Annotated in this window: 12 protein-coding genes and 1 pseudogene; 6 read left to right on the top strand and 7 right to left on the bottom strand. The window is 62.4% G+C overall.

Translation table 11 applies throughout. The features are described from left to right. The 6 genes and pseudogenes from NA10_RS34345 to NA10_RS34315 form a co-directional block, all read right to left on the bottom strand. A pseudogene (locus NA10_RS34345) lies at positions 1-291 on the bottom strand (AAA family ATPase); the annotation flags it as partial. A 92-nt stretch (positions 292-383) separates the two neighbouring features. Then, positions 384-761: a hypothetical protein gene (locus NA10_RS34340; RefSeq protein WP_157556971.1), complete on the bottom strand. Its 378-nt coding sequence runs from the start codon at positions 759-761 to the stop codon at positions 384-386. A 928-nt stretch (positions 762-1689) separates the two neighbouring features. Continuing rightward, a complete protein-coding gene (locus NA10_RS34335; protein WP_067574878.1) occupies positions 1690-3471 on the bottom strand; it encodes an AfsR/SARP family transcriptional regulator in 1782 nt (593 codons plus the stop codon). Positions 3472-3564: 93 nt separating this feature from the next. Next, positions 3565-4260, bottom strand: a complete 696-nt coding sequence (locus tag NA10_RS34330; protein ID WP_067574877.1) for a DUF8176 domain-containing protein — start codon at positions 4258-4260, stop codon at positions 3565-3567. Positions 4261-4297: 37 nt separating this feature from the next. Beyond that, positions 4298-5674: a hypothetical protein gene (locus NA10_RS37380; protein ID WP_157556970.1), complete on the bottom strand. Its 1377-nt coding sequence runs from the start codon at positions 5672-5674 to the stop codon at positions 4298-4300. A gap of 213 nt (positions 5675-5887) precedes the next feature. Further along, a complete protein-coding gene (locus NA10_RS34315) occupies positions 5888-6994 on the bottom strand; it encodes a GAF domain-containing protein (protein ID WP_157556969.1) in 1107 nt (368 codons plus the stop codon). A gap of 298 nt (positions 6995-7292) precedes the next feature. Between NA10_RS34315 and NA10_RS34310 the strand changes: the two genes are divergently transcribed. Next, complete coding sequence (locus tag NA10_RS34310; RefSeq protein ID WP_157556968.1) at positions 7293-8192, top strand: MmyB family transcriptional regulator; 900 nt, start codon at positions 7293-7295, stop codon at positions 8190-8192. Positions 8193-8261: 69 nt separating this feature from the next. Here NA10_RS34310 and NA10_RS34305 read toward each other — a convergent pair whose 3' ends face one another. Continuing rightward, positions 8262-9386, bottom strand: a complete 1125-nt coding sequence (locus NA10_RS34305; RefSeq protein WP_084515676.1) for an FAD-binding protein — start codon at positions 9384-9386, stop codon at positions 8262-8264. 952 nt (positions 9387-10338) lie between these two features. On the opposite strand from NA10_RS34305, the gene NA10_RS34300 reads away from it, so the two are divergent. The 5 genes from NA10_RS34300 to NA10_RS34285 all read left to right on the top strand — a co-directional run bounded on the left by NA10_RS34300 (position 10339) and on the right by NA10_RS34285 (position 15049). After that, the gene (locus NA10_RS34300) at positions 10339-11652 is read left to right on the top strand and encodes a DNA cytosine methyltransferase (RefSeq protein WP_067574872.1); all 1314 of its coding nucleotides are present in this window, start codon (positions 10339-10341) and stop codon (positions 11650-11652) included. Between the two features lie 15 nt (positions 11653-11667). After that, positions 11668-12120, top strand: a complete 453-nt coding sequence (locus NA10_RS39700; RefSeq protein ID WP_084515675.1) for a very short patch repair endonuclease — start codon at positions 11668-11670, stop codon at positions 12118-12120. A 255-nt stretch (positions 12121-12375) separates the two neighbouring features. After that, positions 12376-13590 (top strand): Shedu anti-phage system protein SduA domain-containing protein, encoded by a 1215-nt coding sequence (locus NA10_RS34295; protein WP_084515674.1) that lies wholly within the window; start codon positions 12376-12378, stop codon positions 13588-13590. A 193-nt stretch (positions 13591-13783) separates the two neighbouring features. Beyond that, positions 13784-14101 (top strand): hypothetical protein, encoded by a 318-nt coding sequence (locus NA10_RS34290; protein ID WP_157556967.1) that lies wholly within the window; start codon positions 13784-13786, stop codon positions 14099-14101. A 165-nt stretch (positions 14102-14266) separates the two neighbouring features. Continuing rightward, positions 14267-15049, top strand: coding sequence for a GIY-YIG nuclease family protein (locus NA10_RS34285; RefSeq protein WP_067574869.1), 783 nt, complete (start codon positions 14267-14269; stop codon positions 15047-15049). The last annotated feature ends 260 nt before the right edge of the window (positions 15050-15309 follow it).

Below are 15309 nucleotides of genomic sequence, written 5' to 3'. Positions count from 1 at the left end.
GGCCGGGGCGGCGGCGCTGGCAGTGGTGGCGGTGGCCCGGTAGCGGCGCGGCGCGTCCTGGGTACGGGTGGCGTGCCCGTCGCGGGTCAACACGTCCAACGCGTTGCCGATGGCACCCGATGACCGGCCGGTGATCACCGAAATCTGCCGGGGGCTGAATTCGGTGGCGGGGTCACCGGCCAGCACACCGGCCACCATGCGGCGCAATTCGCCATTGCCCAACCGGCCACCCGCGCCGGGGGCAGGGACGGCGGCAGCGGGGGCGGTGGGGGCCGGGGCGGGGGCGGTCATGACGAAAACTCCTTCGAATGCGAAACGAAACCGGGGGCGGGGCAGGGCGGGCGGGGTGCGCCCGGGACCGTTCGGCCCCGGGCGCGGGGCGGTCACATGTCGTTGTCGTCGAAATCGTCGGCGTCGAAATCGTCGGACCAATCGCCGAATTCGAACGGGCCGTTGTCCTGCCACACCACCGTTCCGGTTTCGCTGTTCCAGGTGGCGCGGGTGGCCGTGTTGTCGTTGTCCACGCCCCACATGTCGGCGTCAAAATCGGCTCGGGTCACGCGGACCACATCGGCGCGGAAGTTCCATGCCGAACCGAAATACCCGACGTCGGCGCGCAATTGTTCGACCGCCCACTTCCGTTCGGCGTCCATGGTGTCGAACGATTCGAATTGACCGGCGGCGCGGAAACTGGCGGGCGGTACGAAACTGATCAGCGCAACAAACAGTTCGGCGGTGTTCGCGGTGGTGTCGGTGTTCATCTGAATCGCCTCCGTTTTGATTGATTCGGCCGGTGCGGATATGGCGCGGGCCGGGCCGGAATTGCAGTGCGGGGAATTCGTTGAATTCAACGATCGAATCGAAATTAGCTCGATTCCAAACGGTACACAACTCCATTTGCCCGATTTCCGGATCGAGTTTCGGCGACAAAGCCCAGGTCAAGGCATCAATTCACTGAAAAGTGCACCGAATTCGACGCACGCCCGGATGGCCGTCCGCGGCGAAATGGAAGTTCGAAATAGTCAATGAATTCATTGATAAGTGAATGCGGATGAGGAGCAGGTGGATAACCAAAGGGGGCCGGAGCGGCATGGAACGAGGCCGGGTGGCCGGTCCGCTACCCGCCCGCATGGTTCTTTGTTCCTGCCGGGGGTAGGACCCTGGGCGGTCAGGCCGCCGTGAAGTAGGCCGTGACCAGGCGCTCCTCTAGGGGCGGGGTGTTGCGACCAGGTAGCAACACCGATTGGCGCACCGAAAGCAACACGGAATGACACACGGAATCGCCACGCACGTCTCCGGAAGTGAGAGCGCAAGGGTACGGCGATCAGTTCTAGAATTCGACAATGATCCTCGGTCCACCGAAAGGATCGTTCCGCGAGGCGTTGCACAGGCTTCGAAAAGGCTTCCGAAAGACTCCGGCGGCGATATAGCGTGACGCGATCGGGCGCAGCCTCCAATACAATTAAATGGCGAATCTCGAAATATGCCCGGCCCCTGATTCCATCCTGTCGAACCGGAACCGATTTCATGAACTAATTATTGCCACCATCGCCACGCGGGGCCAGCCGTGCGCGAGGCCGATGATGTCCGACGACCCCGATTGTTCTTCGTCAGCAAAAGGCGACGTATGGTTTCGCTCGCTTCGCCGGTTTTTGGATTTATCGAAGCATCTCTGCGTTCTCGAGATGTTCAGGAAGCTCGGTTTTCGAGTTGTTTGGCGAGTTCTCGTGTGCGCTTACTAGGTTTCTCACCTATTTCAGCAAGGCGGCGCTCGAGGAGATTCACGGTATTGCCGATCACGTAATGTTGTCCGAGGTCGGCATACATTCTCAGCATGTCGCGATAGAAGTTCTCATTGTGCGGGTCGATATCAATAGCGGATTCGAGCAGACGCAAGGCTGCTTCGGGGTCTTTCCCGATCATCGAGCAAGCGAGGATACTGATACTGGCAATTGCGTCGCGGCGCACTTTCTCGCGAACTGGATCGAGGAATTCGGTATCGAGGCCCGCGGCCAACGGCCCGACGGCGGCGAGTTCGAGTATCCGGCTGCACGCACTGCGGCGCTCGGCATCATCGCCGCTGTGGCGGCGACGCGCCGCAGCCTCGGCGAACTCGACATAGTCGACGCGAACTGCGGCGGGGTTGAGCCGCAGGCGACCGGAGCTGGTTTCCAGCAGCGGCTGGCCGGTGCCGCCGGTGATCTCGACGAGAGTGTTGCGCAGCCGAGCCAGGGTCGTGCAGACCGCGTTGCCGGGCCGGGCCGGACGCTGTGGTCCCCACAGGGCATCGACCAGTTGTGCGCGGGTCAGCCCGTGCGGGTGAGTCGCCAGCAACACCAGCAGCTCTCGGCTGCGGGGCTGCAGCCGCGCGGTGATCTCGATCTCGTCGACTGCCTCGGAGCCTGCGTGGCCTGCAATGCCCTGCTGAGGCCGCCAGATAATCCGCAGCGGCCCGAACAGCCGCACATCCAAGTACGGTCCCGCCGGAGCGGATTCGGGCGTGTGCGGGGCACTGGAAGTAGAAGTGCGCTCGGACACCACGGCCGAATCGACGTGGTGCTGCGCCGGGGGACTCGCCACCGGGGGCGTCGGAGGCGGGGGCGTCATCGATTCGCTCGCGGTGGTGAACCGCTGGCGGGCGGGGATATCGCTGGGGCACGCGCTGATCGCATACACCTGAGGCGAGGCCATCCCGAGTCCCCGCCTGCGGTGAGAGCCGAGCCAACTCGATCGGACTACAGGCAGGCTGGACACCGACCCGGCACCAGCGCGAACGTGGACGGCCGTAGCGAGAGCGTGCGCGTAGGCACCCACATCGCGAGCATCCACGACGGCGGGTGTGCGGTATTCAGTCGCGGAGCGCGGTGGCGGCAGCCACCCGATCACCCTGCCGCCGAGTTCGGCAGTGCGAGCATGCAGATCATCGGGCCGAACCGATGCTCCGGTCAGCACGAGAGCCAATCTAGGGAAGCGGGCCGCGAGTTCCCGCACGCGTGCCGCCAGCACGTGCCCTGGATGGTGCTGGTTGGCCACAACGAGCAGCACATCGGCGCTATCGAGCAATGACACCGCGCGAGAGTCCGGGGAGGCCAGACCGCAGTCAGCGACGACAACCAGCTTCCCGGTCGGCCCGTCCATACGCCCCAGCCTGCCGAGATCGAACCCACTCGACGCGCCGTCGGCGAGCGGGTCGGGTTGCGCGGGGGCGGCCAGATAGACCACGGCAGCGGGGTGCCATTGCAGATGGTCCGCGAGGTCGGCCAGCGAGTACACCCCGGACTCGCCGGCCGCCGTGGTGAGGCTGGCCAGCCCTCGGGCGGGGTCGCCGCCGCAGCGGCGGGCGAGCTGCCCGCCGCGCGGGTCGGCTTCGGCCACGATCACCGGCTGCCCAGTGGGCCAGGCGGCGGCCAGCAACAGTGCGGTCGTGCTCGCCCCGGCCGCCGGGTGCAATCCTGCCACTGCGATCAACATCGCTACCACCATCCTCCCCGGCCCACCGGCCGCGTAACCTGTTGTGCCACTACTGGATTTGCTGTTGGTCAATCGGTTTGGTCAAGTACCGGGTCATAGTTGTGTGATCGCGGTGATCACCGTGTGCCCGCCGTGGTCGCTGGTCGAGATCTGTTGCCGCCATATCGATTCGGGCTCGCCAGGGCGGATTTCGTGGATCTCGACTCCATACAGGCCCAGGTCGAGTCGGCGGATGCGCGCGCAATAGGTGGTCCCGGCCGGGATCGAGTCGATTCCGGCCTGGATCGCGGGTGCGTCCGCGACTGCCGCCGACCCCGCCACCAGCGCCCGTGCCCGCGCGCCGTCGCGATGTCGGTAGTAGGCGGCTTCGAATACTGCGATCGCCTGCCCTCCATCGCGTACCTGTCTGGCCGCGAGTAACTGTTGTTCGGTCGCCGAATGCGCACAGCCACTGGAGGTTCCGCTCACCAACTCCACCGGATGGTCACTCACCACCGGTGCCTCCACCAGCGAGGCGGGTGCAGGCGTGGTGTGCGGGCGTGGATGCGGAGCGAGAGTGATCGCAACAGCGGCGAGTACCAGAGCGCACGCCCCACCCGCGACGACCCGCCACCGACGCGTCCGCGCGGGATCGAGCGGAGCCTCGGTTTCCTTGTCCTGGCTTGGGGCGGCGGTATGAGTTCGTAGCCAGATTTGCAGCGGCGTCTGCACTGCCTCGGATTTAGGCTCGGGGGCGTCGAGGAGGATTTCCTCGGGTTCGGGGTTCTCATCGAGAGGGATCTCGTTCATTACCGGTCAAGTCCTTCTGCTGTCTTGGGGTCGGCGGTTACTGAGGCAGCAGTGCGCCGAGAACATCGGCGACCGGCGCGGAAAGGTCAGGGACTTCTGCGGCCACGTCGCTGATCAGCGCATCGACCTCGTTGGTGATCGCGGGCACCAGAGCCTGCGGATCAGCGGCGGCCACCTGCGCCAGCACCACTTCCTGTGGCAGCGGAGCCTGCTCGCCCCCGGCGCTACCAAGTGCGGCGTCGATGGCCGGGTCGGTCAGCCCCGCCTGATCGGCGGCAGTGGCGACGCGGTCGGTCAGGAAAGCGTTCCAGTCGCGTTCGCGGTCAGCAATCAGCGCGGGCATCCACTCCGGGCGTGTCAACTCGACCGAACCCACCCGCACCACATCGGGATCAGCAGCGATGTCCGGTCCGAGCGCGGTCGCTCCCGCGCCCGACGACGGCGAAGCGCTATGTGCGGATGCGCGCGGGGCCGGGGGTGGCGGTGTTGCCGAAATCAGCTGTGCTGCCTGTGGATACGACAGCGGCTCGACAGGCACCACCGTGATCGAGGGCCGGTCATCGACCGATGCCGCAGGGGCAGCGGGGGCTGCCGGGGCAAGTGCGCGCGGGGGCGCAGTGACACCAGCCTGTCCTCCCGGGTGCGGCGTGGCGATCAGTCCTGGCTGTCCTGTGGGCGGCATGGCCGGAGCGGGCGCGGTGAACAGTAGCGCCGCGACCATCATGCACGCACCCGCCGCCGAGCGCGAGATCAGCGCGGTGCCGGAGAAGGGCGGCCTCGCCGCCCGCGTGGAGATCCGCGGTGGGGGCACGATGCCGACCGCCCCTCCACGCAACGCGGTCCATGGTGCGCCTGCGCGCAACCTCGCGCGCACATGCACGACCTCGACACGAAAACCCTTGGCCTCCAGAAATTCACCGATGACCACAGCTCGACCGATGATCGGTCGAGCGAGGCGGTGTGGCGCAATCGCGATCACCGCTACTGCGTCGGCATCCTCCCGAATCCTCTGCGGCACTTCGACATCCAAGCGCGGGCACCACTCCCATGCCACGACATCGCCGTTCCGCAACCAAGTCAGCCATATCCCCACGGCGGCAACATGATTCGCACTCTCTTCGAAGGCACGCCGCAGGCCATTGGTGACGTATAGGGCCGAAAATGAATTGGTGGCGACCTCAGCGTGCTCAAGGGCCCTTCCGCGAGGGTCCGTATCGCCATATCGCTGCGGATAACGCAGCAGCCCACTCACCGGGCGGATTCGGTCGCCCACAGTGCTACGTCGATCCTGCAGCGTGGGGCCGCAGGCACCGCGTGCCGCGTTGTTCTCGCGTTCATTGCCTGGGTCCGGGGGCGGAGTTTTGACGACGTGATGTTGGTGCTGGGTCAGTTGTCGATGGAGTTTCATGATCATGCCTCTCGGGTCGCACCTGGGTTTGGTGTGGACCTCGAAGACACTTCAGCGATCGAGGCCCGATGGCGTACCGCTCGAAGTGGAGCGGTGGTCTGTACCGCAGATCGCGATGCAGGCCGTGCACATCGGCGCCGGTTGATCTCGGATCGCCGGATAACTGGAAGGAGCGGGATGCCTGGTCGATGATCGTGGTCGGCCAGGATTAGCCGCTTGTCAGTTGGGGGGTTCTATCCAAAAGTCGATATTGGCTTGGGGCCGAGGGTAGTTGGTGAGCGGTGTGCAGTTCACGTGCAGCGTTATCCAAGGATCCTCGTCCTCGAATCGGATTCGTAAGGCGAGCTGGGCCGGGCGGTTCTGCTCGAGGTCGGACAAGACCTGCAAGAGCGCGAACCTATCCGCGGGATGCGTTTGTGGATTGCGGTGGCGCCAGAAGCTCATTCGTGGATCGTCACGGCAGTAGAACGAGTGCATCAGCGTCGTTCGCAGATCCATCAATGCCGATCCGTGCCCGCGGGGTGTGCGGGTGGACAAGTGCTCTGTGAACGGATCCGGGCTCGGGGCCGTCGTTGTGTCAGTTATGTCGGCGATGATTCCGCGAGCAACTCGTTCCCCATGCCGGTCAGTGGTCGAACGCACGGCCATCCACAGATGACGTCGTTTCGTCGGGTTGGAGTCCTCGATCACTAAACTTCCGCACCACCGGGACTCCGGATCGCCTGGGTCGAACAGTGCGATGAGCTCCAGCCGCTTATCGAGCCAGACGACCTGTTCTAACAATGCTGGCAGAGTCCAGGTGGACGAACTCGCGAACAACGCCGGAACGGACCCGTGCGGGACGCCAAATCGAGCTATGAGCTCTGCATCGAATTCCACAGGGACAACCGGCATCTCGACATCGCCTTGGTGCGTGCCGATGTCCAAGCGGACAGCGTGCACGACACCTGACGGTCCGACGATCGGGATAGCCGTTGCGGAACCAACCGACTCGCGATCGTACAGATCTCCGTGACAGCGTTCCCGCTCGACGATCGCTCTGGTCAGTAAGTGCAGTCCGGCATCAGCTGGCCTCGACACCACGTGCGCGAGCCCCGCCGTCCTGAAGGTTCTGAACAGGCGGTGAAAACGATGCGGCCCTTCCCCGTCGAGAATGACTGTGGGCTCAAGACTCTCGCCCGCAAGACATTCCACAAGAAAGCGGTGGCTCGTGGTTGACCCGCCTGTTGCCAACGGCAAATCGATAGGGCGCGTTGCGAGATCACTGTTCGCGCGAGCCCCGTGTGAAGAACGTGTGATGTTCGGGCGTCCCTGCGCTGTGGTCATAGCCGCATCTCCTACTCATGCCGGTCCCGGGTTGACTAACCCTTTGCTGTCGTTCCATTCGACCAGCGGCAGCACCGTTTCAGAACGGCGGAATGCAAGGCTGAAACCTAGGCCAAAGACTAGGCAAAAGCCGCAAAGTTCAATCCTTCCCACAAAGGGCAGTGCCCCAAACGATTGAGACGTCAGCCCGCTGACCTGCATAGACGTTCACGAATCGGTAGTGTGCGAGGTATTTGCTGGAGTAATATACGAAGAGCACACGCACGGCATCGGGTAACCAAGATTCGACGGAGATGCCATGGGAACAAGACGAGCAGAAGATGACGTGGGCGGTCCCGGTACACCACGATTCGACAGTGGTGATCCGGAAAGGCACCAGCCAAACCGCAAGCTGGTCGATCAACGCCTGGCACGCGGATGGACCCAGGATCAGGTGGCTCGCGCTATCGCCGATCTCGCCGCGGCCCGCGGTAAGACGACCGGGGTTACCGCGAACACTGTCTCGCGCCTCGAGCGAGGATCATGTATGTGGCCTTACACGCTGGTCGCCGAGTTCGAGACGCTGTTCGAATGTACGGCCGCAGAACTGGGGTTCGTCAACCGTCGCATGGGCAGAGGCCATCACCTCGCGCAGCTCGCCGCCGAATCAGTTCACGGCGTCCCCGAATCCCGCTCGGCGACTTCACAGTCGGAGACGAATGACTCGCTCGGCTCGAGCAGCGCGGACGCGCCGAACCCGGACATCTACTCACCGATGCTCGCGGCCTACGGAACGCCCCAGCTGTACATCCTTGCCAACAACAAGGAGTACAGGCATGCATTCCCAGGCATAACCGTTGGCACCAACCTGCTGGAGTGGGCGACGCTCGACCCCATCGCTCGCGAAGTGCTAGTCGAATGGGAGTTAGAGACCGAGTTGCTCGGTAACTCACTGCGCCAAGCCGCAGCAAATCCTCACAACGGGGAGGCCCGAGCAATCCTGGGAAAGTGCCTGGATCAGTCCCCCGACTACCGCGCCATCTACGACCGAGGCCACACCGACGTCCACCGGCCATACTCCTACCAAGTGCTTCGAGACCCGGCCACCGGCGAAATCACCCAAGTCGAATGCAACATCTGGGTCGCCTTCACCCACGGCAAACCGACACACTTCTATCTCGGAAAACCACAGAATCTCACACCGCAGAAGAACATCTGACGCCCACAACCACCGCATCACAGCGACGGGGTCTGCCCCGCGGTACCCGAACCGGACTGCCCCCTCGATTCAGCTCGATACCACGGAAGGCGGATACGTGACACCGCCAACGGCTGACGCGCGCTGATAAAGACGTTCGTTGGCCATCGACATCTCTGCGACCGTACGACAACCGGGCGAAGCTGTGCGTAGAAGCGCGAACAAGACCGCGTCCGACGGGGCACGCAGCATGGGGACCGGTCCGGGACGGAACCGTTTGATCAAGACCACTTCGCCGAACCCCAGATCCGCCGTCGTCGTTTCGGCCATTGTCTCCTCGATGATCGCGGCGGCATGGTCGGCAGGCAGGATGACCTGGCCCCAGGGATGGGGAAGGTCCCACTCCCCCAGTTCGATCAGCTTCTCCACGTCAGGGCTCAGACGATCAGCGAATTCGATGAAAGCGAGTTCCTCCGCATCGACAGGCGACAAACCTGACGGTGGCCCGTCGACCTTGTCGTAGACGACCGCATTGAGTTCGAAGTCGCTCGATTTCACCTGGCCGGAAATATGGTCGGCCACCAGTCGACCTTGCGCTGCAATCAATTCGGCGGCCGACGTGTACACCGCCCGGTACGACAGAACACGCTCAGGCGCTTCGATCACACGCAGGGTCGCCTTGGTGATGACTCCGTGGCGGCCCATGCCCGATCGCAAGGCGTCAAAGAGATCGCTTCGCGACGTAGACGAGCAGGCGACGATCTCGCCCTCGCGCGTAACTGCTTCGAGTTCGATTACATTCGCCGCCTGCGTGCCGTGGATATGGGACGTCCCGCCGATCCCGGCGGCGGAGAGAGTACCGCCGACGGTCAGGTCAAGGTAATCGGTTAGCACTGGGGGCATGCGATGGAGTGGCAGCGTAGCCTTCAGAACCTCGCGCCAACTGGCCCCAGCATCCACGACGACACAGTCACCGGTGACGTCATGGATGGTGGCCAGCCCCCGGAGATCGAGAGAAACACCGCTCGTCAGGGACTCACCTCGCGAGGAATGCCCACAACCACGCGCCAGCAGATCCGCCGGTCCCCCGCCCGCAGATTCCCGAATCAGAGCTGAAATCTCCAGCGCGGAGCTCGGACAGACAACCATCCGAGGACTGCGACTTGAGAGACGACCGAAATCGAACATCGCGTGGTCTCGACGTATGTCCGTCATAGGAAAACTCTATCGACATCTGCCAACGACGAACTCGCTTTGTAACCAGATGCCATGGCAGCGCAGAATGTCGCTGACTCGGCGCTGCGCTTCCCACACGTTCGGGTCTTCGGGGTCGAGGCCAGCGTCAATGAGCGCCTATCGATCAATACTGTCCATATCTACGCTGACGCATTAGGGCGCTTCAGGTTCCATCGTGTACCGGGTGGGCGTGTTGTTCGCCCTGCCCCAGACCCGCACGATGATGCACTGAAGCGGACGTTCGCGCAGTTCAGGCAGGGCCCAGACGAATCCTGTGGGCCATAGTCCTTTCGACAATGTCACCAGCGGGCCATTCGCATGCATCCTGATAGGCGGCCATCAGCTCTCGCCAGGTGCTGGACCATCACCGCCGAACGGGCCGAGACCGAGATGACGGGGCAGCGGAAGATCAATCACCTATGGTGACCGCATGGCCTCATCTTGCCTGCTAGAACTCGCTATTCGCCGCTGCACCGAGCTAAGGACGGCGCGGGGCGTAGCAACGCGACCGCTGCTGTCGGTAGGACTGGCTACGGTTGAGTAGCCGACCGGAACGTAGCCGGGTGGCACCGCAAACCCGTAGTGATTCATGTCGCTCAACGCAGCGAGAGCTTCACCGGTTGTTGATACGAGAGGAGTATCCGTGCAGCTCAGCGACCTTGTGGTTGGGTTCGGACTGGCACGTCGGATACCACCGGTTCGAACCTGCAACGCGGCGCGGGCGGGGTACCGTGTTCGCCGGAATCGATGCGACAATCCCATCGTTGTAATTTGCTGGCGGAGGAGCCCGCAAGCTGCTGACTAGGTGGTGGTTTCCAGCGCCAGAAGCGCGTCGCAACAGGACGTAGAAGTCGAACGCGACACGTGGATTTAAACGACTGTACGGCTACAGGCAACTGCAGGACCGGTGCCGCGAGACAAGAGGAGACAGGTGCATAGCTTCTATGAATTCTTCGCCGGCGGCGGTATGGCACGTGAGGGCCTCGCCAGGAGCGGCAAGTGGGAGTGCCTGTTCGCCAACGATTTTGACGCAAAGAAGGCTGCGAGCTACAAGTCAAATCTGCCTGATGATGAAGGCGACACGATGGTCGTTGCGGATGTTGCCAAACTAAGCGTCGACGAACACCTCGCAACCGGGCATGCGGACCTCGCATGGGCGTCGTTTCCTTGCCAGGATCTATCCCTGGCAGGGTCAGGGGCAGGGCTGAAGGGGGCACGATCAGGAACCGTCCATTCCTTCTGGAACCTGATCAAGGAGTTGCGAGAGCAGCAACGCGCACCGCGGCTGGTCGTGCTCGAAAACGTTGTCGGCGCGCTCACCGCAAATAAAGGCCAGGACTTCGTGACTCTCGGCAACATGCTCGCCGAGAGTGGCTACCGTTTCGGGGCGGTTGTGATCAATGCTGTGCATTGGGTTCCGCAATCACGTCCGCGGCTGTTCATCATCGCGGCGCACCGCGAGCTTCAGATCGATGGGCTGGTTTCGGAGCGCCCGACTCGCTGGCACCCTGTCTCGCTGGTCGCCGCGCATGGTCGCCTCCTGGCCGGGTCCGAGGCGACGAGGAAAGAGGATGCTTGGGTTTGGTGGAACCTCCCCGAGCCGCCTTCGCGTAGGACGAAATACCAGACTTTGGCGGATGTAATCGAGCCTGATGACCCGGCCAGCGTCGACTGGCACGATGATGCGGTAACTGAACGGCTACTCAGTGAGGAACTGATGAACGCCGGGAATAAAAAGAAAGTTGAAGATGCAAAGCTACGCGCCAAGGCGACTGGCGATACGGTAGTCGGAACAATCTATAAAAGAATGCGGCCTGAAGGTCCATTCACTGGCAAAAAAGATAAGGACGGCAAGCCGCTCCGCGAGAAGGTTCAACGTGCCGAGGTTCGCTTCGACGACATCGCTGGCTGCCTTCGCACGCCAGGCGGCGGCTCCAGTAGGCAGACAATTTTGGTCATCGATGAAAATGGTAATCGAGTGCGTTCTCGCCTGCTCTCCACTCGGGAAGCAGCGCGCTTGATGGGCCTAAGGGACGACTATATCCTTCCTGATAAATACAACGATGCGTACCACCTCGCCGGAGACGGAGTAGTTGTCGACGTCGTTCATTTCTTGGCCGAGAATGTCCTTGAGCCGTTGCTTGAGCCACCCATCTCGACTGATATCAGAAGGGCCGGAGCTAAAGCGACACAGTCCCAGCTCGAAATCAAATATGGAGACGAAAAGGTTCCCGCCTGTGTTTGAGGCCAATTTTATCCGGTGAAGGAAACACCAGAGCAACACTCTCGCACGATGCGAGCAGTGCGCTCGGTAAACACAGGTCCCGAGATGATTGTGCGCCGTTATCTCCATGCAGCCGGGCTGCGATACCGGCTGCATGATCGACGGCTTCCAGGGAAGCCTGACGTAGTCTTCCCCAGCCGTCGGCTGGCTCTGTTCGTACACGGATGCTTCTGGCATCAGCATCCCTACTGTCGAGCAGCGACCAGGCCAGCATCGAACACTGATTACTGGTCTCGCAAGCTGGACGGCAACGTTGCCCGCGATGAACGCCGACAAACCGAACTGGAAGCGCGGGGCTGGAAAGTCCTGACCTTCTGGGAATGCCAGACACGAGACCTAGCGATGCTCAACCAGCTTTCCTTGCTGATCCGGAACAGTCCCGTTGTCGGCGGCCGATCCTCGTCAGCGACGAGTTCAAGACAGCCATGACAGGTTATGTCGGCGCGCGGATCGCTGGGTTTCCTTGCCCTGCAGGCATTCCGGCAGCGATGGTCATCAACCGGGTTCGAGCAACAACGACTCGTATAGCCGCTGGACCAACTCAGGTCCCTCGCCTTCGGCCGCACAGCGAGTCGGCCCCGGCGGGCAGCATTGGTGGCGAGTATTCCCAGGTAGACGCTCAAAACCCGATCCGCACCGGAATTCTGCCGGGAGTTTGTCGGACGTGGCTGCGAGACTATCCGCGTGACGAACGATGTTCTGGAAGCTGAGCTCACAACCTTCACAGAAAAGCACGAGTTCACTGGCATAAGCGCACTAGCGGTGGGTCTCCTTGTGACCGACCGTGCTCGCGAACTGGGCTTCCCTCTCAACCCAGATGCCTTGCTCACCCCGGGTGGCGGCCAAGTGTCACGCCTTGGAGGGAGACGCGTGCCACGATTGCTAGCCAGTCATGGCATAAACCGCGAACTGCCCACAGAGGGCGGTCGAACGTCCCGCGGCACCGTTCGCATGATGCGCGACTATGTCGACATGCTGAACACGTTGCACACGGCGGGCCCGGTTGATCTCGACAGTGTTGAAGAGTTCTGGATTCAGCGGTTTCGTGACTATTTCGCGTCGGTGCCCTTGGAATCCGAGGGTAACGCCTCGAACGACAGCAGTGGGCCAGCTGGCAGCGATGATCCAAGCTCGCGCTTGCTGGAATTGATCGAAGACAGTGGCATCGACCCGCAGTCGTTGGCCGACGCCATGGTTCGTCACCCCAACGCGAACCAGGTCATCTCGCTACTTGCAAGCAGCGCCGCTGGTATGTCGGCGGCCCAGGCCGCAGTGGTTGACCAGCGGCGAGAGCTTGTCGCCAAGCTGCGGGAATTGATCAATGATCCGACCAGCACGGAGACAGACGTCCAGAAACTGATCGGCAATGCGTACTGGATCTTCGGCGGCCGGTACGTCGGCGTTGCTGAACGGCGATCATTCACATTGCTGGACCAAACAGATATCCCGTTACTTGGTTCTGACCGCACGCTCCACATCGTTGAACTGAAGGGCCCGAATATCAAGAGGCTCATCGTGTTTCATCGCAATCATTGGATTGCGGGGCCGATGGTTCATGAGGCCGTCGCACAGGCGATGAACTATCTCCGAAGTTTCGACGAGCAAGGGCTACAAAACTCGGCGGCGTTCAGCAACGAGCTGGGCCAGACCTACGATATGAGCCGGGTTTTCGCGACCGTAGTTCTCGGTCGCTCCGATCACGGTCGGCCAGATGCTGTCACACCTCGCGAGGTGGTCACACGCACTCTTCGCCAATACAGCGCCGCACTAAGTCGAATCGAAGTCATCACCTACGACCAGCTCGTAGAGAACGCCGAACGAGCCCTTCTTTTCGAGCATGTCACACAGAATCAGGCTGCAGCGGTGGCTGAGACGTCTGAGGATTCGACCGCGACCTAGTTGTGCTGTCTCAGAGGCCGGCCCACCGTTTCACAGGTGGCTGGCCAGTTCAATAACCATCGGTGAGGAAACAGAAGCGCATCGGCCAACGCGTTGTTCGACGCGCGCCGCGAAGTCCTGGAGTGCGGCTACCGGGTCGTTCGACCCGGAGCACGCATCTCCGATCCCCTTGCGAGGAAGTATGATTCCGTGGATGACCTTGGGGTGGGAAGGATTGCGCAAGCCCGTGTTTGAGACTAGTTCCGACGACACGGTCAGGGCGGTCGAGTCCATATCGCCAATGCACCGCGACTGGTTCGACCGGCTGCGCAGTCCGGCCCACCGTTACCAATCGCGCACTGTTGACCGCTGGACACGGGAGGACATCGCCGCGCAGGAGATGCGGCCCGATGGCGTACCTGGCTGCATGGGCACCGTCGGCGGCGGCTCATCCAGGCAGGCCGACACCCCTGCAGCGGAAGGCAAAGTCAGCGTTCAGCGAGTGACCACCACGAGTACGGCGCGCGTATGAGTATCGAGGTCCACAAGTTTTATCGATTGCCGGCCAGCCAGGACGAATTCGCCTTCGGCGATGCCATTGCCGTGTCGGCTGTCGGATGGTTAACCGAGTCCGCCGGGAGGCCGTTGGCCCCTAGCGGGCTCGTTCGTGTATCTACAAGCGGTGAGGCGGGAGTAAATGGGTAGTCGAGGCGTAGCTAGCTATAACGACCCGGACAAGAAGCCGCCGACCAAGAAGTCCATGCCGACCCGTTTCGTGCGGGAGTTCCGCGAGAAGCTGTCGAATGCCCTCGACACGGTGGATGACGTGAGCGGCGTGAAGCTGGGCAAATGCATTGGCGCATACGCCTTCTACGACTACGACCGCGAGCCGATCTATGTCGGGCAAACCACTGAGGACTTCGCCACCCGCATTGGTCGGCACCTCCGCGGGCAACGGTCGGACACTCTGGCCTACCGCATACTCGACCCATTCGAAGTCGCCGAGATGGAGCTGTACGCAGTCGAGCACCTGCGTCAGGTGCCGCCCAAGGATCGTCGCGCCCAAGTGGACGCTATCGAGTACTCGGCGTACGTGCATGCGATTCAGAACTCCAAGTACAAAGCGATCCTCAACGAGAAGATCCCGCCGGTCTCGGAAATCGTCGACCTGCCCGAGCCGTACCGCTTCGATCTCGTCCCCAAGGACTTGCGAGAGGATCGCGAACACCCCGATGTTCGTATCGCGCGCCGAGCCGAGACACTGGCCCGCGTGGCTGCAGTCGCCCACGAACGTGGTGAGGTTTCGGCCGGGCTTCGGCGCGTCATCGTGATCCAGGCAGTACGCCTCGCTGACCTCGCGGCCGCGCGCTTGGCCTATGCAGAGGGCCGAGCACGGCCGTCATCCGATTCGATCAATGTGCCCGCGCTCGTCGGCAACGTCATGGCTGAATCCGGCGATTCCGACGCCAGCGATGACTAGGTGTGGAATCTCAGGACGTTGGTTCCACAATGTCGCGACTCGGCTGATCGGTGGCTTGTGTCCGACGCCGTCTGCACCAAACTCGTAGGCCTCCGACCTTCGGATCGACCGTACCCGGTCCGTACGTCGGCAGGGTCAACCGCCTCTCGCTAATGGGCCTTCGTCGATGAAAAAGCATTGGTAGAAAGCTTGATTCATGAGGCGGCGGGTTTCGTCGCGGGCCCCCCGCAGAACTCTGTCGACGCTCTTCGAATTCCGGT

The sequence above is a fragment of the Nocardia acidivorans NBRC 108247 genome (assembly GCF_001625085.1).
GTDB classification, from domain to species: domain Bacteria; phylum Actinomycetota; class Actinomycetes; order Mycobacteriales; family Mycobacteriaceae; genus Nocardia; species Nocardia acidivorans.
Note: the sequence above shows the minus strand (reverse complement) of the source record. Positions and strands in the feature narration are given on the sequence as shown.